Annotated in this window: 17 protein-coding genes; 10 read left to right on the forward strand and 7 right to left on the reverse strand. The window is 46.4% G+C overall.

Going from position 1 to position 19,672, the window contains the following annotated elements; all coding sequences use genetic code 11:
* From aroB to NC796_RS04625, 3 genes are read right to left on the reverse strand one after another with little or no spacing between them, the layout of a single operon-like run.
* Positions 1-1,095: a 3-dehydroquinate synthase gene (gene aroB, locus NC796_RS04615; protein ID WP_310682537.1), complete on the reverse strand. Its 1,095-nt coding sequence runs from the start codon at positions 1,093-1,095 to the stop codon at positions 1-3.
* Entirely contained in the window at positions 1,079-1,597 is a 519-nt protein-coding gene (locus NC796_RS04620; RefSeq protein ID WP_310682539.1) for a shikimate kinase, read from the reverse strand. Before NC796_RS04620 ends, aroB begins: the two co-directional genes overlap by 17 nt.
* Before the next feature lie 47 nt (positions 1,598-1,644).
* Positions 1,645-3,231 (reverse strand): NFACT RNA binding domain-containing protein, encoded by a 1,587-nt coding sequence (locus tag NC796_RS04625; RefSeq protein WP_310682541.1) that lies wholly within the window; start codon positions 3,229-3,231, stop codon positions 1,645-1,647.
* 51 nt (positions 3,232-3,282) lie between these two features.
* On the opposite strand from NC796_RS04625, the gene NC796_RS04630 reads away from it, so the two are divergent.
* The gene (locus NC796_RS04630) at positions 3,283-3,936 is read left to right on the forward strand and encodes a hypothetical protein (RefSeq protein ID WP_310682543.1); all 654 of its coding nucleotides are present in this window, start codon (positions 3,283-3,285) and stop codon (positions 3,934-3,936) included.
* A 285-nt stretch (positions 3,937-4,221) separates the two neighbouring features.
* Here NC796_RS04630 and NC796_RS04635 read toward each other — a convergent pair whose 3' ends face one another.
* Positions 4,222-4,524: an HU family DNA-binding protein gene (locus tag NC796_RS04635; RefSeq protein ID WP_310682545.1), complete on the reverse strand. Its 303-nt coding sequence runs from the start codon at positions 4,522-4,524 to the stop codon at positions 4,222-4,224.
* A gap of 201 nt (positions 4,525-4,725) precedes the next feature.
* Between NC796_RS04635 and NC796_RS04640 the strand changes: the two genes are divergently transcribed.
* The 4 genes from NC796_RS04640 to NC796_RS04655 are packed head-to-tail and all read left to right on the forward strand — an operon-like array spanning position 4,726 to position 9,247.
* Positions 4,726-6,366 (forward strand): sodium:alanine symporter family protein, encoded by a 1,641-nt coding sequence (locus NC796_RS04640; protein ID WP_310682547.1) that lies wholly within the window; start codon positions 4,726-4,728, stop codon positions 6,364-6,366.
* Positions 6,367-6,410: 44 nt separating this feature from the next.
* Positions 6,411-7,046, forward strand: coding sequence for a uracil phosphoribosyltransferase (gene upp / locus NC796_RS04645; protein ID WP_310682549.1), 636 nt, complete (start codon positions 6,411-6,413; stop codon positions 7,044-7,046).
* Positions 7,033-7,596 (forward strand): LPS export ABC transporter periplasmic protein LptC, encoded by a 564-nt coding sequence (gene lptC, locus NC796_RS04650; RefSeq protein ID WP_310682551.1) that lies wholly within the window; start codon positions 7,033-7,035, stop codon positions 7,594-7,596. The genes upp and lptC overlap by 14 nt, the downstream gene beginning before the upstream one ends.
* A gap of 1 nt (position 7,597) precedes the next feature.
* Entirely contained in the window at positions 7,598-9,247 is a 1,650-nt protein-coding gene (locus tag NC796_RS04655) for an OstA-like protein (RefSeq protein ID WP_310682553.1), read from the forward strand.
* Positions 9,248-9,293: 46 nt separating this feature from the next.
* On the opposite strand, the gene NC796_RS04660 is transcribed toward NC796_RS04655, so the two are convergent.
* Positions 9,294-11,423 (reverse strand): elongation factor G, encoded by a 2,130-nt coding sequence (locus NC796_RS04660; protein WP_310682555.1) that lies wholly within the window; start codon positions 11,421-11,423, stop codon positions 9,294-9,296.
* A 256-nt stretch (positions 11,424-11,679) separates the two neighbouring features.
* Here NC796_RS04660 and NC796_RS04665 point away from each other — a divergent pair, with 256 nt between their 5' ends.
* Positions 11,680-12,684: an asparaginase gene (locus NC796_RS04665; RefSeq protein ID WP_310682557.1), complete on the forward strand. Its 1,005-nt coding sequence runs from the start codon at positions 11,680-11,682 to the stop codon at positions 12,682-12,684.
* 149 nt (positions 12,685-12,833) lie between these two features.
* Positions 12,834-13,544 carry a ribonuclease H-like domain-containing protein gene (locus NC796_RS04670; protein WP_310682559.1) on the forward strand — a complete coding sequence of 237 codons (711 nt, stop codon included), beginning with the start codon at positions 12,834-12,836 and terminating at the stop codon, positions 13,542-13,544.
* Positions 13,545-13,619: 75 nt separating this feature from the next.
* Here the strand turns inward: NC796_RS04670 and NC796_RS04675 are convergent, their stop codons facing one another.
* Both NC796_RS04675 and NC796_RS04680 read right to left on the reverse strand, forming a co-directional pair.
* Positions 13,620-14,918 carry a glucose-1-phosphate adenylyltransferase gene (locus NC796_RS04675; RefSeq protein ID WP_310682560.1) on the reverse strand — a complete coding sequence of 433 codons (1,299 nt, stop codon included), beginning with the start codon at positions 14,916-14,918 and terminating at the stop codon, positions 13,620-13,622.
* Positions 14,911-16,347: a glycogen synthase gene (locus tag NC796_RS04680; RefSeq protein WP_310682562.1), complete on the reverse strand. Its 1,437-nt coding sequence runs from the start codon at positions 16,345-16,347 to the stop codon at positions 14,911-14,913. Before NC796_RS04680 ends, NC796_RS04675 begins: the two co-directional genes overlap by 8 nt.
* Before the next feature lie 154 nt (positions 16,348-16,501).
* Here NC796_RS04680 and NC796_RS04685 point away from each other — a divergent pair, with 154 nt between their 5' ends.
* The 3 genes from NC796_RS04685 to NC796_RS04695 all read left to right on the forward strand — a co-directional run bounded on the left by NC796_RS04685 (position 16,502) and on the right by NC796_RS04695 (position 19,457).
* A complete protein-coding gene (locus NC796_RS04685) occupies positions 16,502-17,422 on the forward strand; it encodes an ATP-binding cassette domain-containing protein (RefSeq protein ID WP_310682564.1) in 921 nt (306 codons plus the stop codon).
* A 2-nt stretch (positions 17,423-17,424) separates the two neighbouring features.
* The gene (locus NC796_RS04690) at positions 17,425-18,717 is read left to right on the forward strand and encodes an ABC transporter permease (protein WP_310682566.1); all 1,293 of its coding nucleotides are present in this window, start codon (positions 17,425-17,427) and stop codon (positions 18,715-18,717) included.
* A gap of 488 nt (positions 18,718-19,205) precedes the next feature.
* Positions 19,206-19,457, forward strand: coding sequence for a hypothetical protein (locus NC796_RS04695; protein WP_310682568.1), 252 nt, complete (start codon positions 19,206-19,208; stop codon positions 19,455-19,457).
* The last annotated feature ends 215 nt before the right edge of the window (positions 19,458-19,672 follow it).

Below are 19,672 nucleotides of genomic sequence, written 5' to 3' on the forward strand. Positions count from 1 at the left end.
TTAACTAAATTTCTCGTAGGCATGCGACCATGCATCCTCAATTAATTGAGTTCCCTCGCAGGGATAAATGTATGGACTTCCCCAGTCATCTAATAAAATGAGGCGAATTTGTCCATCTTGTACTTTTTTATCGGTCTTCATCGCTGTTATCAATGCACTCCTTTCCGGGACCAATTCCTGCAACTGAATAGGGTACAACGATTTGAACGGTTCAAAACGTGCACTCTCAATATCTGCTCCCAGTTTCACAGAGGCGTATGTTGCGGCAATCATTCCTATAAATACCGCTTGCCCGTGCGATATGTTTCCGTAACCGGACCGTTTTTCGAGCGCGTGACCAAAGGTATGGCCGTAATTCAGGAAGGCCCGGGTACCGGCTTCCAGGGTATCTTTCTCCACTACACGTACTTTTATTTCCGCACTTTGGGCGATAAGCTCAGCCCATGCTTCCGTTGGCTTAAACCCCGGATCCTCGATCAATGAAGCAGCCGTATCAAAGATTTCGGGAGCCCGTATGGCGCCGTACTTTAAAACTTCGGATAGCCCGTTGATCCATTCCCCCCGATCGAGCGTCCCAAGGAACTGAGTGTCTGCAAAAACTGCATCCGGCTGGTAAAACGCCCCAATCAGGTTCTTTCCTACATCATGATTGATACCGGTCTTTCCGCCGATGGAACTGTCGACCATAGCCAGCAGCGTAGTGGGCAGGTGGATTAAAGGAATGCCTCGCAAGGCTGAGGAAGCGGCAAATCCTGCGAGATCTCCGGTTACTCCGCCGCCGATTGCAAACAGTGGAGTACCACGCTCAGCACCGTTTTTTAAGATAAAATCAACGATACGCTGCCACTGCCTGCTGTTTTTGCTTTGCTCTCCCTCTGGAACCACATAGGTTTCAACCCGGTCAAAATAACTGCCCAGTTCGCGGGATATTTTATCAAAATGCAGGCGGTGTACCTGTTCATCGATCACCACAAAAGCAAGGCGTTGGGCATAACTGTCGCTGCTAAATTCAATAATATGATCCCAAATGTCGTTGCCGATATGGATCGTGTAGTTCTTCTGGTAGTTAATGGGTACTTCAATTGTATGAGACATGATTGCGTATCTTACTGACTAGTGCGGCTGCGGTATCTTCGATGGAAGATCGGTTATCTGTGTGAATGGTTATTTCTGACTGCTGGTAATATTTGAGCCTTTGGTCGTATAACTCCTGTAATTCATTTTCGAGAGTTTCTCTGTCCTTCATGGTGCCGTCATCGTTAAGCAACAACGGCCTGTTATTGTGTTGCAAAATACGGTCTAAGATAACAGAAAATGGCGTCTCTATAAATATCAGCAGCCCGTTTATTTTTATGTGGTCCACCAGGTGCTGATTATGCAGGGCGCCCCCGCCGAGTGCCAGAATACCCTCGTATTCCCTGATGGTTTTTAGCAACTGCTTTCGTTCGTGAGCCCGAAAGCCTTCCTCCCCCTCCTGCTCAAAAATTTCAGGAATCGATTTGCCGGCTTCTTCCTCAATAATGGTGTCAAGATCGGCAAACGGGCGATCGAGCTTCCTTGCCAGTCTTGTCCCAAGGCTAGACTTTCCGGTTCCCATGAAACCACATAAAAAAATTAACTTTGGTAAATTTGTAATCTCTTCCATCAACTTTTGGGTTTTTGTGGTGGTACCATTTCAACTTCTTCTCGCTCTACGACTACAGCTCCCGGCGGCGATCCCTTCGGCTTTCGCACGTATTTCACCTTGGTGTACATAACCGGGACGCTCTTCATTCCACGCGCCTTGGAATAGTACGCCGCATAGCTCGCAGCCTGTAAGATAACCTGTTTCGGCGGATAGTCATGCTGATTTCCCATGCGGATGACGGTGTGAGACCCCGCTACACCGCGAGCGTGAAGCCAGACATCCTCTTTATGGGCCAGGCTCGTCAGCTTGTCGTTGCTCTTGGCACTCTTCCCTATCCAGACCTCGTACTTGCCGATCTTAAATTTTCGATACGGTGATGAGGCCTGCTGATTGTCATCAGTGCCATAGCCATAGTTCTCAAGCAGATCGCTTTTATCTTTAATCCATTTTTGCAGCTCCGGCAGGTGCTCAATCGCTTTAAGTTCAGTGAGCAGCTCTTCCAACTGGTCAATTTCCTCCTCAACCGTTCCAATTCGCTCTATCGCTTTTTCATATGATGTACGCGACTCTTTCGCCTTTTTATAATAATACTGCGCATTTTCGGCGATATCCTTTTGTTGTTTAAGCGGTATCGTCACAGTTTCAGCCTCGTCATACAGGTCCTTCACTTCAATCTGCTGCTGGTCGGGGCGCTTCTGTTCGTGCGCGTGGGCCATTAGCAGGTGCCCATACTTTTCATATTCATCGGCCCGGTCCAGGCTTTTATCGGCTTGTTGTAGCTGTTCCAGCTGGGCCTCCTTTTTGCTGAGCGACCGCTCCAGCATCTGCTGCACCTTGTGCCGGTGCTGATGCAACCTGCGGGTGTGCACAGCTTCCCGGTAGGCATGACGGATGGTATCATTTACGGTATCAAACGCCTTTTCTGTTTCTATATCCAGGACCTCCTCAGACCACAGGCAGGTCTCACCCGTTACAAGCACCCGGGGATGCGGATTGGATTCGAGTTCGTCTGTTATCCAGGCAACAAATTCCTTCACCTCTTCCGGCGACATTTTGTCCACCTTGTGCTGATCGATTAGCACGGGTATCAAATTTCTTGGCAACAGCGGATTAAGACGTGTTACCTGGTTCTTGGGTTTCGCCTTTGGATTGACCTCATCTGCAAAGTCGGGTGCATAGGGCTTTGGAGGAGTCTGCCCGGTCACATCATCCCTGTTTTTAAATGCGTCAATAATTTCGTTGTCCTTCACCAAAAAAAGGTTGGGATTGTTACTGAAGAGTTTGAAAAGCAATGCATGACCCTCCTTAAAATGGAAATAAACCAGCCGGTCACACTCTGCTAACGCTATCTTAACGATCTTTTGACCCTCTATCCCCTTGAAAAAATCAATAACATTGCTCTTTTTAGGAGGACGGTAAGTGTCAAGGAACAAAGTCGTCTCATTTGGATTTGCACTAAATATTATGCGTAATGGTTCAGATTCAGAGTTAATGAACATCTCCAACACATCTTTGTGGGGAGATATAGCAAAGTCAAAAAAAGTATCCTTAAGACTTACTTTTATCTCTTTAATTAAATATATTAGTTCGTAATAATTATTCATTGCATTTAATTAAGGCAAATTATCAAATGTAAATTATAAAATTAAGTCGCGATGACATATCCCATTTTTAATTCAGTAGCCAATCAAATCAAGAGTGATCTCGAAAACAGAAACGTAAAAATAAAAACTTTTAAGACCTGGAACGAAGATCGAATTAACGCTACAGGTCTGGAGCTCGTGATTGAGCTAGACGATCACACCGAATTTGTCAAAGAGCTGTCCTTCAACTTTGACTGGGATCGGTTCAGAGAGACAGTATTGGCACAACAGCTTGAAGGTATGGAAGAGCACCCATTTTTGCTGGATGACAATATGGTAAGTACCAGTATTGCTCCGGTCATTGACATCGAAGTAACCTGGATGTTTGATGAAGAACGATCTCAGCCCTCGGTGTCAGGGGAAAATGGCAACCACCGGCTTGATGCAGCAAGCGAATGGATGGAACGCATCAGTGAAGAAGTCAACAAACTGCTTGGGGACGATGACATCATTACCCGCTGGCATATCGAGGTAGAGGGTGATGAGTATGGAAAGTACCTGTCTGCCATCAATCTCATCTCCTATTTTCAATATACGCTGACTGACTTGAAGAGCCTGAACAGTGTGCATCAGTTTGTTACTGAGCGCCTGAAAGAACTGCTCCTGAAATCACAAAAAGTAACGCGAATTTCGGACCGCGTGCTCAGAACCGTTGCCGCAGCATAGGCTTTCTAAAGTTGGATACACCAAAAAGAATGTAAAAAGGCCTTCGATTATCGAAGGCCTTTAATTTTCCGAAGTAGAAACTACCACTACTTATTTTTCTTGTGCCTGTTCTTTCGCAATCGTTTCTTCCGTTTATGCTTGGCAATTTTTGATCGCTTTCTCTTTTTTCCGCTTGGCATGGTTAATCACCTTTTATTATTACTGTTTATACTCATTTCTTTTTGACCCGTCAGTAGGAATGCCTCCAAATATAGCAATATCCGGAGTAAATACTACTGTTAAAATTTACTCACCTTCTTCCTCTTGCATCATTGATTCGTTAACTGCTTCCTTAAAATCTTTAGAAACTTTTAAAACCGGAACATATTGTTCAGGCACAATCACTTCTTCATTTGTTTTTGGATTGCGAGCCACCCGTTCGGCACGTTTCACCACTTTGAAACTTCCGAATCCCCGGAGTTCTATATTTTCTCCCCGCTTCATAGCATCGATTACCGTTTCCATAAAACCGTTAACTACCGCCTCCGTTTCCACCTTGGTTAGCCCGGTTGATGATGATATTACATCTACAATGTCTGCTTTAGTCATAATGAGTCACCCTGAAATTTTAAGACAATTATAAATACTGATTGAATAGTCCAACGTTAAACAGCTCTTAAAATAATTAAGCCTATCTTTTTAAAAAACATTGAAGGCTGAGGACTTATTTTCATCTAAAAAAGTGCTAAATCTTTTATACTTTCACATCTGTTTAAATTAAAACGAAATTTTAAACGGTAGCAAATTCGCATGGAGACATTTGAGAATATCATCAGCTGGTTGGAGAATATTATTTGGAATTACCCGGAGTCCTTTCCAGCGATGGTGGTCATTCTCCTGGCTTTTGGTATCTACATTACCGTACGGCTGGGTTTTGTGCAGTTTACGCGTTTCAAACATGGATTAAAAGTTGTTACCGGTTTTTATGATGATCCCGAGGATGAGGGAGATATAAACCATTTCCAGGCTTTAACAACCGCCCTCTCAGCCACTGTTGGGATCGGGAATATCGCGGGTGTGGCCCTTGCTATCCACTATGGAGGACCCGGGGCCCTTTTTTGGATGTGGGTCACCGCCCTTTTGGGAATGGCGATAAAGTTTACCGAGGTAACGCTGGCACAGGAATATCGGAGCTCAAATCCCGATGGCACAGTCTCAGGCGGACCGATGTATTATATCGAACGGGGACTCGGCTCCAATTGGAAATGGCTGGCTGTGGCCTTTGCTATCTCAGCTGCAATCTGTGCTTTTCTTACCGGAAATGCGGTGCAGGCCAACACTGTTGCTGATGTGATGAAAACTGATTTCCAAATTCCTGTTGTCGTTACCGGATTTATTACCGCCAGCCTGGTGGCTGCAGTCATTTTGGGTGGCATTAAGCGTATTGGCCGCGTAACCTCCCGCCTGGTGCCGTTTATGGGTATTCTCTATGTCCTTGGGGCGCTCGCAATTCTTCTGATTAACTACCAGGATGTTCTTCCTTCCCTTGGACTCATTGTCAGCAATGCCTTTAATCCGCAAGCAGGAGCCCTGGGTGTAGGCTCGGGAGCGCTTATTTTCACCCTCAGCTATGGGGTGCAGCGGGGACTTTTTTCCAACGAAGCAGGCCAGGGATCGGCCCCTATTGCGCACTCTGCCGCTAAAACCGACCAGCCTGTTCGAGAAGGTGTAGTAGCTCTCCTTGAACCGTTCATCGATACACTTGTCATTTGTACCATGACCGGTCTTGTCATCGTTTCTACCGGGGCCTGGGATATGCATCATCAATCAGCGGTAGATCCGGCTGATGATGTAGTGACATATGAGCTCAACAGTGCAGGAAACCAAACACCAAACAATAATGTGCTGTATTTTAAAAATGGCGTTCCACAAAACGGCATTATGAACTACTACGGCATCTCTGTTGACACCATGTTCACTAATGCGTCATTCAGTGAGCCATTTAATGGCAGAATTGAGCTTTCGGGTGATCAAGTGGGCGTCTATGCTGAAGATGATTCACAGATCCCCATTCTTTACGGCGGGGTTGTTCAAAATGGTGCACCGCTCACCTCGGCAGCTTTCGAAAAGGGGCTCGCCCCGATTTTTCCAGGTGGAGGATACATTGTAACCATTGCGGTCTTCCTTTTTGCAGTTTCCACCTCCATTAGCTGGAGCTACTACGGAGATCGGGCGGCGCAGTATCTATTTGGATTTGGGTCTATCTTCTGGTATCGCCTGACGTTCGTCGCCATGCATTTTCTTGGAGCATTGTTTACGATAACCGTCGTTTGGAATTTCGGCGATGTCATGCTTGGGCTAATGGCATTCTTCAACATCGTTGCTCTCTTTGCTCTCTCTGGTGCTGCTTACAAAATCACCAAGAAATATTTTGAAAACCCGGATGTTTGATTGTTGCCGGCAAATTCTAACTACTTAAGAATCTGAGTTTGTAGATGGAGAACCACAAAAATGTAACGCTGGTAGAGCACCCGGTAGTTGCGCGGGATCTCACTATTCTTCGAAATCAATCGGTCAGTATTACAGAATTTCGGGCGGCCCTAAAGCGAATTTCCACCATCTTGGGATATTTTGCGCTCAAAGATCTTCCACTTCGTACGCTCACTGTTGAAACACCGATCGAAGAGACGGAAGGCTATGAGATCGACACTGACGTGGTAGTGGTTCCAATTCTGCGAGCGGGCTTAGGCCTGGTAAACGGTATTGTCGATTTTATTCCCGACGCCAAAGTTGGGCACCTGGGAATGTATCGCGATGAGGATACACACCAACCGGTAGACTATTACACAAATCTACCAGAAGGAATCGAGGATGCCTACCTGGTGCTGGTAGACCCGATGCTGGCAACTGGTGGAAGTGCCAATGATGCGCTCAACTATCTTAAAACCCAAGGGGCACAACAAATCCATTTTATTTCGTTAATATCGGCACCGGAGGGCATTGCTTTCTTGCAGAAAAAACATCCTGATATACAAATAATTACAGCAGCAATTGATGACCGGCTGAACGATGACGCTTTTATCGTTCCCGGCCTAGGAGATGCAGGTGACCGATATTTTGGAACAATTTAAAACAACTTTGATCCTTTTTATTTCATGCCTTGTTTTACTGGGCTTCTCTTCCTGTGGAGAGCTTTCCGATTCGCAAACCCAGCGGGTAAAGGAAGCCCTGAGTGACACCCTCCTGTCAAGCACCGAAACATGGGATGTTGATATGGAACTTATTGAGAAGGGACAAAAAAAGGTGCGTATCCGCGGTTCTTACGCAGCTACTTATACGATGGAAGAGATGAACGAGACACGAATTTCCGGCCCGGTGTTCGTGCAGGTATTTGATTCAACAGGCACTGTTGAAACGCGGGTTACTGCCAATCGGGCCGTATACCAACCCGATGAGTCGATATTCCAGCTGCATGGAGATGTAAAAGTGCGCACCATTACCAACCGAAGGCTACGGTCGGAATACCTGAAATGGAATTCGGGGGACAACCGGGTTTCCACCCCACAGTTTGTGATTATTACCACTCCATCCGACAGCATTGCAGGAAACGGGTTTGAAGGTACCACAGACCTTTCGGAATATACCATCCGGGAGGTTACAGGCCAGGTCACTGTTGATTGATATGGAACACACTTCTCAAACATTATCCAAATTTCCAACTCTGCCCTTATTCCTGCTGGCAGGAATACTGTTTCTCTCTATTTCCCCCCAAAAAGCACACGGCCAAAATCGTGTTACAATTAACAAGGCACAAGAAGTGATGGGGGTGACGATGCAGGGCGAACGGGTGCGTAAACTGATCGGGAACGTGAGCCTTCGCATGGATGATATGGTGATGTATTGTGATAGTGCATACCAATTTCTAGAACGAAGTGAAGTACGGGCATTTGGTAATATTGAGATCGATACGCCCAATGAACAAATTTATGCCGATACACTCATATACTTTACCGATGTTGATTTCAGTCAACTGCGCGGTAGAGTAATCATTGAAGCAGATAGTGCGACGCTTTTCAGCCAGGCCGTGGACTACCGGTTTTCTACCAGGGTGGGACACTTCCTGAAAGATGTGCGCCTTCAAGATCCGGATGGCGTACTTAAGGCCAACAGCGGTTTCTACTACCGTGAACCGGATAGCGCGGTATTCAGAGGCAATGTCCAAATTTCCGACAGCCTGCAGTACATCGAGGGTGACAGCCTGTTCATCAATCGAAGGAAAAATACGTACCGTCTTTACAGCAACGTATTTGTTGACGACAGGGAGAACAGCGTAATCCTAAAGGGAGATTCCCTCAAATCCGATACGACCGGCCACCGGCGTCTTGAGGGCAATGCATGGCTCAAAAAATTTGAACCGCAACCCGATACCACCGCCCCTGCGCCCGACACGCTGGTCGCTGACAGCTTGAAACCGGCTATCCAACGGCAAACACTTCCACCCTACGCCAGAACCGACACCACCACTACTACTGAGGATACCCTGTCAACCTATTTTATGCAAAACAGGCCGGACAGCATCAAAACTGACACGACTACTACCACTACCACCCAAACAACGGGTAGCTCACCGCCGGATACCACCCATATCAGGGCGCAGATCATATACTCTATCCAGGAAACGAGCCCTCCCGATACTCAGGCCGTAATCAACGCCTACAAAAATGTGCGTATATGGTCACCCAAATTTTCTGCTGTTTCGGATACCGCTCGTTACGATGACCAAACGGAAAACTTCATTTTGAGGTCAAATCCCACTGCCTGGCATAAACAGATTCAACTTACTGGACCTTACATCAGGGTGAGACTTCAAAATAATGACATCGACGAGCTGGTTTCGTATCCACAGCCTTTCGTAGTACAACAGGACACTACACTCGACCGGCTAAACCAGATAACCGGGGACACGCTTCGCGTCAATTTTGTGAATGGAGATATTTCCAAAATCCATGTATTCCCGAATAGTCACCTGCTGCGCTACACCAAAAATGAGAACGATGAACCGGACGGGGCGATTGATATGACCGCTCCCTCCATTACTCTCCTTTTTAAAGAGGGAGCCCTGGACACGATGAAAGCGTTGGGACCTGTGGATGGCATGTATCTTCCCGAGAGTAAAAAAACGGCAGACCGACGCCTTGAAGGATTTGTGTGGACGCCAGACCGCCGACCGAAAAAGCCCTCAGAACCGATGAAACGGCGCTTACCCCCCATCCCTGAAGATCCGCCGTTTGAATTGCCAATAAGGTATATTGAAGCCTCCAAAAGAGAGTAAAATATTTGCGACGCACTTCAAAATGCGTCGCACATCGATAAACTTATTAATTCACTTCCTGCAGGCTCATCGTTTCCTGGATTACCCGCTCCTGTTTATCGTAAGGTACCTTGTCGTAGTGTGAAAACTCACGGGTATAACTGGCACTACCCTGCGTCATTGACTTCAGTCGCGTAGCATAATGATCCAGTTCTTCCAGCGGCACCAGGGCCTTTATCTTTTGGATAGAACCTTCGCCATCCATACCCTGGATCTGCCCACGCCGTGTGCTGAGATCACTCATCACATCACCCATATACTGGGCTGGAACGGTTATTTCAACGCTATAAATCGGTTCCATAAGCTGCGGCTTGGCCTTCATGAATCCATCTCTAAACGCCATCAGAGCAGCCGTTTTGAACGCAGCCTCATTAGAATCTACCGAGTGCATCGAACCGTCATACACTGAAATGCGCAGATCCCGAACACGGCAATTGCTCATCGGCCCGTTTTCCATTTTCTCCATGATTCCTTTCAGGATAGCCGGCATAAAACGGTTGTCTATGACACCACCAACGATGCAATTCCTGAATATCAGCTTGCCACCCCACTCTAGATCAATATCCTGTACATCGCGAATTTTCAGATCATTGTGCTCCGGCATATTCTCCTGCAGTGGTTCCATCAGCATCGAAACCTCGGCGTACTGGCCCGCTCCACCCGACTGCTTTTTGTGTTTGTAATGCGTTCGGATACTCGTAGTGATGGTCTCGCGGTATGGAATGCGTGGCTGGACAAACTCAAAATCAAGGTTATAGCGATTCTTCAGCTCATATTTTATTACGGCCAAGTGCTCCTCTCCCTGGCCATGCAAAATGACCTGGTTGAGCTCCTGGCTGTGCTCCACATCCAGTGATGGATCTTCATGCTGCAGCTGGTGTAACGCCGTACCAAGCTTGTCCTCTTCTCCCTGGGTCTTTAACTGAATCGCAGTACGAATCGTCGGTTTGGGAAACTCAATTGGCTCAATAGTGATATCGTTTCCCTTTTCATGAAGCGTCTCGTTCACCCCAATGTCTTTTAGGCGAACGGCTGCTGCAATGTCCCCGGTTTTAACCTCAGAGATATCAACTCGTTTTTCGCCGTTCGTCAGGTAGAGGTTCGACAGCCGAACCATATTACTGCTCGTACTGCTCACCAGGTCTAGGCCGGATTTTACCGCACCACCGTAGACTTTAAAGTAGATCAGGTCTCCCACATGCGAGGCCGCACTGTCTTTGAAAGTAAACATAACCGGCCGACCTTCGGGATCGAGAGCAAACTCCTCCCCATCAACCGTGTTCGGTGGGTTAGCCTCCAACGGATTTGGAGCCACGTTGCCCAGAAATCCCATAACGCGACCAGTGCCCATATTCCGCTGAGCGCAGCAACAAAACAACGGGTACAGATCCTGGTTTAGCAGCGATTTCTGAAGTCCTTCCCGCATCTGGCTTTCGGTGAGCTCTCCCTGTTCAAAATAGAGATCCATCAGCGTTTCATCGTTCTCTGCCACTGCTTCTACAAGCTCGTTGTGCAACAGTTCCGCCTGCGATTTTTGGGAATCGGGGATCGGTAGTTTATCCGGCTTGCCCCCCTTCTCGGGGAATTCATACATCGTCATTTTCAATACATCAATGATGGCATGGAAATCTTCGCCCTCACTAAAAGGATACTGCACAACAACGACGCCACGTCCAAAACGCTCCTTGGCCATATCCACGGCCTTCTGAAAGTTGGATTGAGAAGAGTCCGGTTTGTTGACAATAAATAGAGAGGGAATGCGATACTTCTGTGTATATCGCCAAAGTGATTCGGTGCCCACCTCAACGCCATATTCACCATTCAGTGTAAAGATAGCGGTATCGGCCACCCGCAGTGCACCTACTACTTCTCCGGCATAGTCAGATGTACCCGGAGTATCGATCAGGTTAATTTTGTTTCCCCGCCAGTCCAGGTTTAAAAAAGAGGAAAAAACAGATTTTCCTTTTTCATGTTCAATTTCGTGGTAATCGGAGATCGTATTTCGCTCCTGGACACTGCCGCGTCGGCTTATTGAACCCGACTCGAAGAGCATGGTTTCAGCAAGGGTGGTTTTCCCTGCGCCAGAATGACCCAATAGCACGACATTGCGAATTCTTGATGGCTGATACACATTCATAGCTACCTCCTTTTTTGATAGGCTAGAGATTCGGCGGCAGCCAGGCGACTACTAATTCCCTTTTCCGAAGACGAAGTTCTGACTTCCGCCAGATAAGTGGTTTTAGATAAGTAATGCAAAAAAAGGAATGAAGCCAAAAAATTATTCACATATTGAGGGCAATATTACAAATAACAAATATCAATTTTCAATTACGTGAGGTTGATTGAAGCTTGCTATTTTTGAGTCCCCTGACGAACCTGAAAACAGATAGTTTATGAAACGCATTCTACTTATTCAGACCGGTGGTACCATTGCGATGGATCTTGGAAAGGGTAATCAGCCGGAATTGGATCCAGAGAAATGGTCGGAAACGATCTACCGTGAAATCCCAGAGCTTTCTGAAATTGCCGAACTGCATATCGAGCGGCTCTTTTTTGAAGACAGCTCAGATATTAATGGCCAACACTGGACCCAGCTGATCAAATTTATCAGGGAAAAGTCGCCCCGGTACGATGGTTTTGTAATTCTACACGGGACCGATACGATGGCCTATACCGCCTCTGCCCTCTCCTTTGGGCTCCAGAACCTTGACAAACCGGTCATCCTGACGGGCAGCCAAGTGCCGATGAGCAGCCTCCGCAGCGACGCCCGCCGCAACCTGGTCAACACCATAGAAATGGCCACCTTTCCGCTGTTCGAGGTGGCGATCTGTTTTAATGACTTTGTGTACCGCGGCAACCGATCCACGAAGATGAGCATCGGTGATTTTGATGCTTTTGCGTCGCCAAACTTTCCGGCCCTTGCCGAAATTGGCCTTCATATTGAATTCAACAAACAGGTTCCGCGACCAACAAACCAGTTGAAAGCATTCCCCCGTTTCAGCGATCGGATTTTTTTGTTGAAATTGTTCCCAAACTTGCCTCCAAATTTCCTTGAGCAGCTTGACTTGTCTGAACTCGATGCAATCATCATTGAGGCGTTCGGAAGTGGTAACTTCCCGATGCATGGGGAAAAATCGGTACTCCCATTCCTGGAACGATCTATTGCACAGGATTTAATCGTTATAATAACTTCACAAGCCCCCTACGATGCCGTGGACCTTACCAAGTATGAAAGCGGCAGAAATGCGATGGACCTCGGTGCGCTGAGTGCCAGGGACATGACCAGCGAAGCAACCCTGACTAAAATGATGCATCTGCTGGCCAATTACGAACAACCTAGCCGAATCAAGGATATTTTCCAACAAAATATAGCCGGAGAGATTACAGCCGGTAACTGACAAGTGTCCGGCTGGTTTTGTTTTTGGATGATTGGCGCCATAGTCTGATATTGGAACACACGAAAACCGGAAGACATAAAACCAATGATCAGCAACTGGGTTTCCTCGGAAGGATCTGCTGTAGCCTAAACTAAACCACATTTTTAACCATGTTTTTTGTATTTGATGTAGAGACCATCCCCGATTTTGAATTTGTTCGTTCTGTGCTTGAAGAACCCGAGGATGACGACGATGCCATGTTATTACAGGCGGGGGAAGAATTGGCTCGTAATCAATCGGGATTCTTGCCTCCCATGTATCACAAAATGATCTCTTGGGTGGGACTCTGGATCGAAAACAATGGCGTTCCCAAACAAAAAGTGTCTTGGAACGGTACTGATGAGGAGGAGGGTTTAAAATCCCTCTTCGATTCCCTCTCTACGTACAAGGATTTCGGGCTGATCCACCATAACGGCCGTGGATTTGATCTGCCCCTGTTGACTTATCGCGCCATGAAGCACGGCCTGCAGATGCCCCACCGGCTAAACCACCGCGACATCAAGTACCGATACAGCAATTCAAATGTAGATCTGCTTGATGAGTTCAGCAACTACGGGGCCAGCTCCTGGCCAAAACTCAAGCACCTTGGCTATCTTATCGGCATTCCGTTTAAACAGACCGGCGAAGGCAACGAGGTGCTGGATATGTTCAACCGGGGCGAACTGAAAGAAATTGAGCACTATTGTTATGAAGACGTCATGGCGACCTACATCGTTTGGCTACACCTGAAATTTACTGTTGGTGACATCAGCAAAGAGCTGTTTGACAACCTGCAGGAACGCGCTATGAACAAACTGAAGGAGATTCAGACCGAAGAGTAAAAATACCAATGCCGGGCTTTAACACCCGGCATTTGATAAGTGTGACCCTTGGTTTATTATAGGCCGGGGTCCACTTTAAATTTTTGTCCCGTCAGGAATGACCGCTTCTTTGGGGATAATGACAATTCCATCCACCACGTGATAGTTGCCGTAATCACCATCGTCGAGGTGATCGCCGCCTGCAATACGAACATCATTACCAATATGGACATTTTTGTCAATAATGGCATTGCTGATAAAGCAGCGCTGCCCAATGGCCATCGGTGGATGTTCGGGTGTGCCCTCTTCGATCTCCTCTTGGGATTGGAAAATATCATTCCCCATAATAATGGAATGTTCAATACTGGTACCCCGCCCAATCCTCGAGCGAATACCAATAACTGAACGCTCTATCCGGCTTGCTTCAATAATGCATCCTTCTGCAAGTACAGAATGGTCAAAAGTGGTACCCGACAGTTTGGAGGCAGGAAGCATTCGGGCGCGGGTGTAGATAAAATCTTCGTTGTCGAAAAAATTGAATTGGGGTAGTTCGGAAGTCAGCTCAAGATTGGCCTCAAAAAATGATTTGATGGTCCCGATATCGGTCCAGTAACCATCAAATTCATAGCTTCTCACATTGAGATCGCTATTAATTGCTTTGGGGATAATCTCTTTTCCAAAATCAGTGGCGTCCGGCATACCTTCAAAAAGTTCGCGCAATGCTTCCTTTTTAAAGATGTATATCCCCATTGACGCCAAATAATGGCGCCCCTCATTTGCAAACTTTTCCGGCATATTGGATTGCCATTTTTCCAGCTCTTCCATCTTTGGCTTTTCGACAAAGTTGGCAATCTCTTTCTCTTCGTCTGTCTTCATAATGCCAAAACCGGTGGCATCTTCAGCCCTCACCGGGATGGTACCGACTGTAAGATCAGCATCAGTTTCGTCATGCTGCCTGAGCATCCGGCTGTAATCCATCTGGTAGAGCTGATCGCCGGAAAGGATCAACACGTGGTCATGCCGATGATTTTCCATATGGTGCAGTGACTGACGGACAGCATCGGCCGTGCCCTGGTACCAGTTTTTGCTTTCGGGGGTTTGTTCCGCAGCCAAAATATCGACAAAGCCGCTGCTGAAGACATCAAAATTGTAGGTATTCTTAATATGGCGGTTTAGCGATGCGGAGTTGAACTGTGTCAAAACATAAATCCGGCGCATCCCGGAATTCAGACAGTTGGAAATAGGTATATCCACCAACCGGTACTTCCCAGCAATAGGGACTGCTGGTTTGGATCTCATTTTGGTAAGCGGATAGAGCCGGGTTCCCTGTCCCCCACCAAGAATTACTGAAATTACCGGACGATGCTTATTAAACTTGCTATATGTTCTAGTCATTGATCAGCTCCCTGTAAAGTTCAAGATATTTGTTTGCCGAAGTTTTCCATGAGAAATCTAACCTCATAATGGTCTTTCTGACCGAATTCATTCCTTTAGAGTCCTCATAAAGCGACAGACTGCGCTGTATTGCATCAGCCGCCGCGTGGTGTGTAAAGTCATAAAATGTAATTCCGTATCCATCTTCCTCCCCAATATCTTTTACAGTGTCTTTTAGTCCGCCCACTTTCCTGACAATCGGAACAGTGCCATACCGCATCGAATACATTTGGTTCAGGCCGCAAGGTTCCACCCGAGATGGCATGATAATGAAATCGCTGGCAGCATAGATAAGATGTGCCAACGATTCATTGTAATCCAGTGCAGCATCAAAGAAGCCAACGAAACGGCTGTTCATCTGCCGAAAACGTTCATGGAGACCACGGTCACCGGTACCCAGCAGCATAAAGTTAACGCTTTGCTCACTGCCCAGGAAGTGGCTGAAGAGATCGGGCAGCAGGTCGGCGCCCTTTTCTCTTGCCAAGCGACCGATGTATGAAATAAGCGGATACTCCGGGTTTAAGTCAAATTGATCACAAAGAGCTTCCTTATTTTCCAACTTGCTCTTCCGGTGCGTTTTCAATGTGTAATTCTTTTCCAGGTAGGGATCGGTTTTGGGATTCCACACCTCTGTATCAATACCGTTCAGTATCCCCACCGACTTGTGCCGCTCGGCATGATAGAGCAGGCTGAGGTCACCGTTTTGGCTCAGTTCTTCCATGTAACTCGGTGACACAGTGGTTATTTTCCAGCAGCATTTGATACCTGCAGCCAGGCAGTTGAATTTGCCATCCCAGTCCAACAGGCCTACCTCGGACAGGTTAAAAGAGGGCAGCAGTGAGTAAACCTCGCGGTCATACTCGCCTTGGTATTCCGCGTTGTGCACTGTCAGAACGGTGGGAATATTCTCCATTCCACGGTACCGGTAGCAACGCGTGATGATAAAGGGAACCAGCGCTGTGTGGTGATCATGACAATGCAGCAGATCCGGATCTTCTTCACTGTAGTGAAGCCAGTCTAACGATGCCAGCTGAAAGCTGAGATAGCGTTCGAGTTCGTCCCAGTAACCGTGCCCGCTGTACGGATCAATATAAATGCCCGGGCGATCAAAACGTTCAGGGATATCCACTAAATACAGGGGGAAACCAAGGCTGTCCTCCTTTTCCCGCTGTATTTTATAATGAAACTGTCCCTCTCCCAGCGGCGTATCACCCTCAAAAATCGTCTCAAATTCGTGTTCCTGCACCCACTCAGTGGCATACTTCGGCATGACAACCTTCGCATCCACATCATTATTTCTCATATACTTTGGAAGCGATCCGACAACATCCGCCAAACCACCGGCCTTGGCAACCGGGTAACACTCTGCGCTTAAATGGATAATATTCATATCAGGTATCCCGAAATAAAAATTACTTTTATAATTTTAAGTTATACCCATCCTCGGATACCAAGTAAGAAAATCTTTAAATGGCAGTCAAAATCTTTCTTATAATCTTTCAGACTATTATGTTCACGCTTGAATTGATAAAAAAATTTGAGAGATGGCAATAATAAATCTGCAAGAGGTAAATAAATCATTCGGGAAAACAGAAGCCGTAAAAAACGTTTCGTTCGAAGTTCACAAAGGACGCATTTTTGGACTTCTCGGTCCTAATGGTGCGGGAAAAACGACCTGTATTCGCATGATCAATCACATCCTGATTCCCGACAGTGGCACCATTACTATCAATGGACAAAAAGTTAGCCCGGAAACCCAGAAAATGATCGGTTATATGCCTGAAGAGCGTGGTCTATACAAAAAAATGAAGGTGGGTGAACAGCTGCTATACCTGGCCCAACTCAAAGGTCTGACCAGGGCTGAGGCCAAGAAAGCGGTAAACTACTGGCTGCAGCGCTTTGAAGCTGCCGACTGGTATAACAAAGAGATCGGCGAGCTTTCCAAAGGGATGTCACAAAAAATTCAGTTTATCGCCACGGTGGCTCACGATCCCGATATCTATATTTTTGATGAGCCGTTTAGCGGGCTGGATCCCATCAACAGCGAGATGCTGAAAGAGATCGTCATTGAGCTCCGAGACAAGGGCAAAACGGTCCTTTTTTCCACACACCGCATGGAGCAGGTGGAGCAGATGTGCGACGAAATCTGTCTTTTCAACAACGGTCGTGCGGTACTCAAAGGCGATCTACGTGAAATCAAGTCCTCGTTTGGAAAGAATACGGTGAATATAGAATTCCAGGGAGATCCCTCCTTTCTCGATTCCCTCGAAGATGTTCGCATCAACAATCGCTCAACAAACTTTGCTGAGATCAGGATACTGAATGGACAAGGTATGCAGGGCATATTGGAAACAGCCATGAAACACGCTGAGATCTACAAATTTGAGCGCGTAGAGCCTTCACTTAACGAAATCTTTATTTCAACCGTCGGAGAAGACAATATAAACCCGAAGGATCTAAACTAGTCATGAATATTCGTCAAATTTTACTGGTATTGAAACGGGAATACCTTACCCGGGTCAAGAGCAAAGCTTTTATCCTCACTACCATTCTCATTCCACTGGGGATGGCCGCTTTTATCGGCATCATGGTGGCAATCACTGTTTGGGATAGTGAACCGGAGCATACCATTGCCATCGTAGATCAAACCGGTGCCCTGTATCCCCGGCTGGTCCAGCTGGATGAAAACAGGTATGACAATGCGTCTTCTGTCCCTGTTGATACGCTGCGTTCACAGGTCATGCGCGAACAGCTCGACGGGTATATCGTTTTCAAGGAAGAAAATATTGAATCCGACAAAAATGCGGAGCTCGTTTATGGTGGAAGCGGAGGCTTTCAACTTTTGAATAGTCTACGCGATGACGTTCGGGAAGTAATCCGACAAGAACGGCTGGAACGGGCCAATGTATCGGAAGAAGTGAAAAAGATTTACGAGAGTCGGCCGGGACTCGAAAGTCGGCGGCTGACCGAAGAAGGCAAAGAAACCGATGACAACATCGGAATGCTGACCGGACTGGGCATGGCGATGGGTATCCTGATCTTCGGTATTGTGACAGGCTATGGCGGTCTGCTGACACGCAGTGTGATAGAGGAAAAAACTAGCCGGATCATTGAAATTGTGACTTCTTCCGTAAAACCGATAGAACTGTTGTGTGGTAAAATTATCGGTGTTGGGGCCCTGGCTGTTACACAGGTTGCTATTTGGATTGCCGCTGGATTCGGTTTAACCACGGTAGCGAGCCCGGTTGCCGCCATGTTTATGCAGTCTCAGTCAGAAAGTATGAAAGCGGCTGGCGAAGCGTCCGGGGCAGTCGATTCAGCGCTTTTTGAGATACCAGCGATAGCCCCTTCCCTCATTGTTCTGTTCTTTGTCTTCCTCATTTTCGGATTCCTGATTTACAGCACCATGTTTGCCGCCATCGGTTCAGCAGCCGACTCAGAGACCGACACCCAGCAGTTCATGTTTCCAGTGATGGTGCCTATTTTTATCGCGTATCTGCTGTTATTCAGAATCATGGAAGCGCCCGATACTAGCATGGCGGTGATCAGCTCGCTGATCCCTTTCTTTTCACCGATACTGATGGTTACGCGTGTTGCCATCACCGATGTCCCTATTTGGCAAACCGCTCTCTCAATTGTCCTGATGGCCGGGACCTTCTGGGGTATGCTGTGGCTGAGCGCTAAAATTTACAGCGTGGGTATATTGAATTATGGAAAGAGTGCCAGCTTTAAAGAGTTGGTGAAGTGGATTCGACAATGATCACAGTTGAAATGAGGTACTTTAAAACTGTAGATCTTTTAAAACTATGCTAATAGGATACATTTGAAGTTTATGACCATTTGATTTCATCTCTTTCATTGGATATTCATTTTACCCCGTAGTCAAGGGAAGCATATTAGACCTTTTATTAAGATGAAATTAATTCAAAAGGAGAATGCTAGTATGAAACGATCAACTATTTACATCAATACTCTAGTCCTTTTTCTCTCCCTATCACTCTTGATACCGCGACCAATCTTGAAGAGAACAAGCAAATAAGAGTAGAGCATGTCAAGTCTGAATCTTATACAGGGATAAAGGCAATTAAAAAATCCATTGAGTTTTTTGAAAAAGGGATATAACAACATCCTGAGTTGGAACCAGAAATGACCATGGAAATAGATTCAAAAAAACATGAATCTTTGAAAAATATGGGAGGGTTTTAACATAACCCTCCCTAATCTGTATACAGAAAAAGTGACAGTATTATGAGGGTAAACCTAACAATATTTCTTGCTTTAATAACAATTTCACTCACATTCAAGGAAATTTCTGCGCAAACTAAAGATGTTAAAAGTTCCCAGGGATGGAGCATACCGAAATTAGCTATAAAGAACTCAAATCATCAATTCCCCACATATAATATAAATTTGGCTGAAAACAGACAGGGAGTTTATATATTTGGAAACTCAGTTCCCCGACCCGGAAAAAAGTATCATTCAATAAAAAATATGATGTAGAAGAGACACTTATTGCGATAAACCCTGAAGGTGATCAAATTCCTGTTCCCAAAGGAGATTATAACTTCGCATATCCACGGGCAGTCTCTGATTCAACCGGGCGAATTCATTTACCGTGGGCAGAGCATCCTAGCAGGAGAAAAATCCCAGAATTTAGCATTATCTACTACTCTTTCTATGAAGAAGAAAAGTGGTCGAAGCCCGAAATCATTTAC

It is taken from the genome of Aliifodinibius sp. S!AR15-10 (assembly GCF_031569985.1).
Lineage (GTDB): Bacteria > Bacteroidota > Rhodothermia > Balneolales > Balneolaceae > JAMQKA01.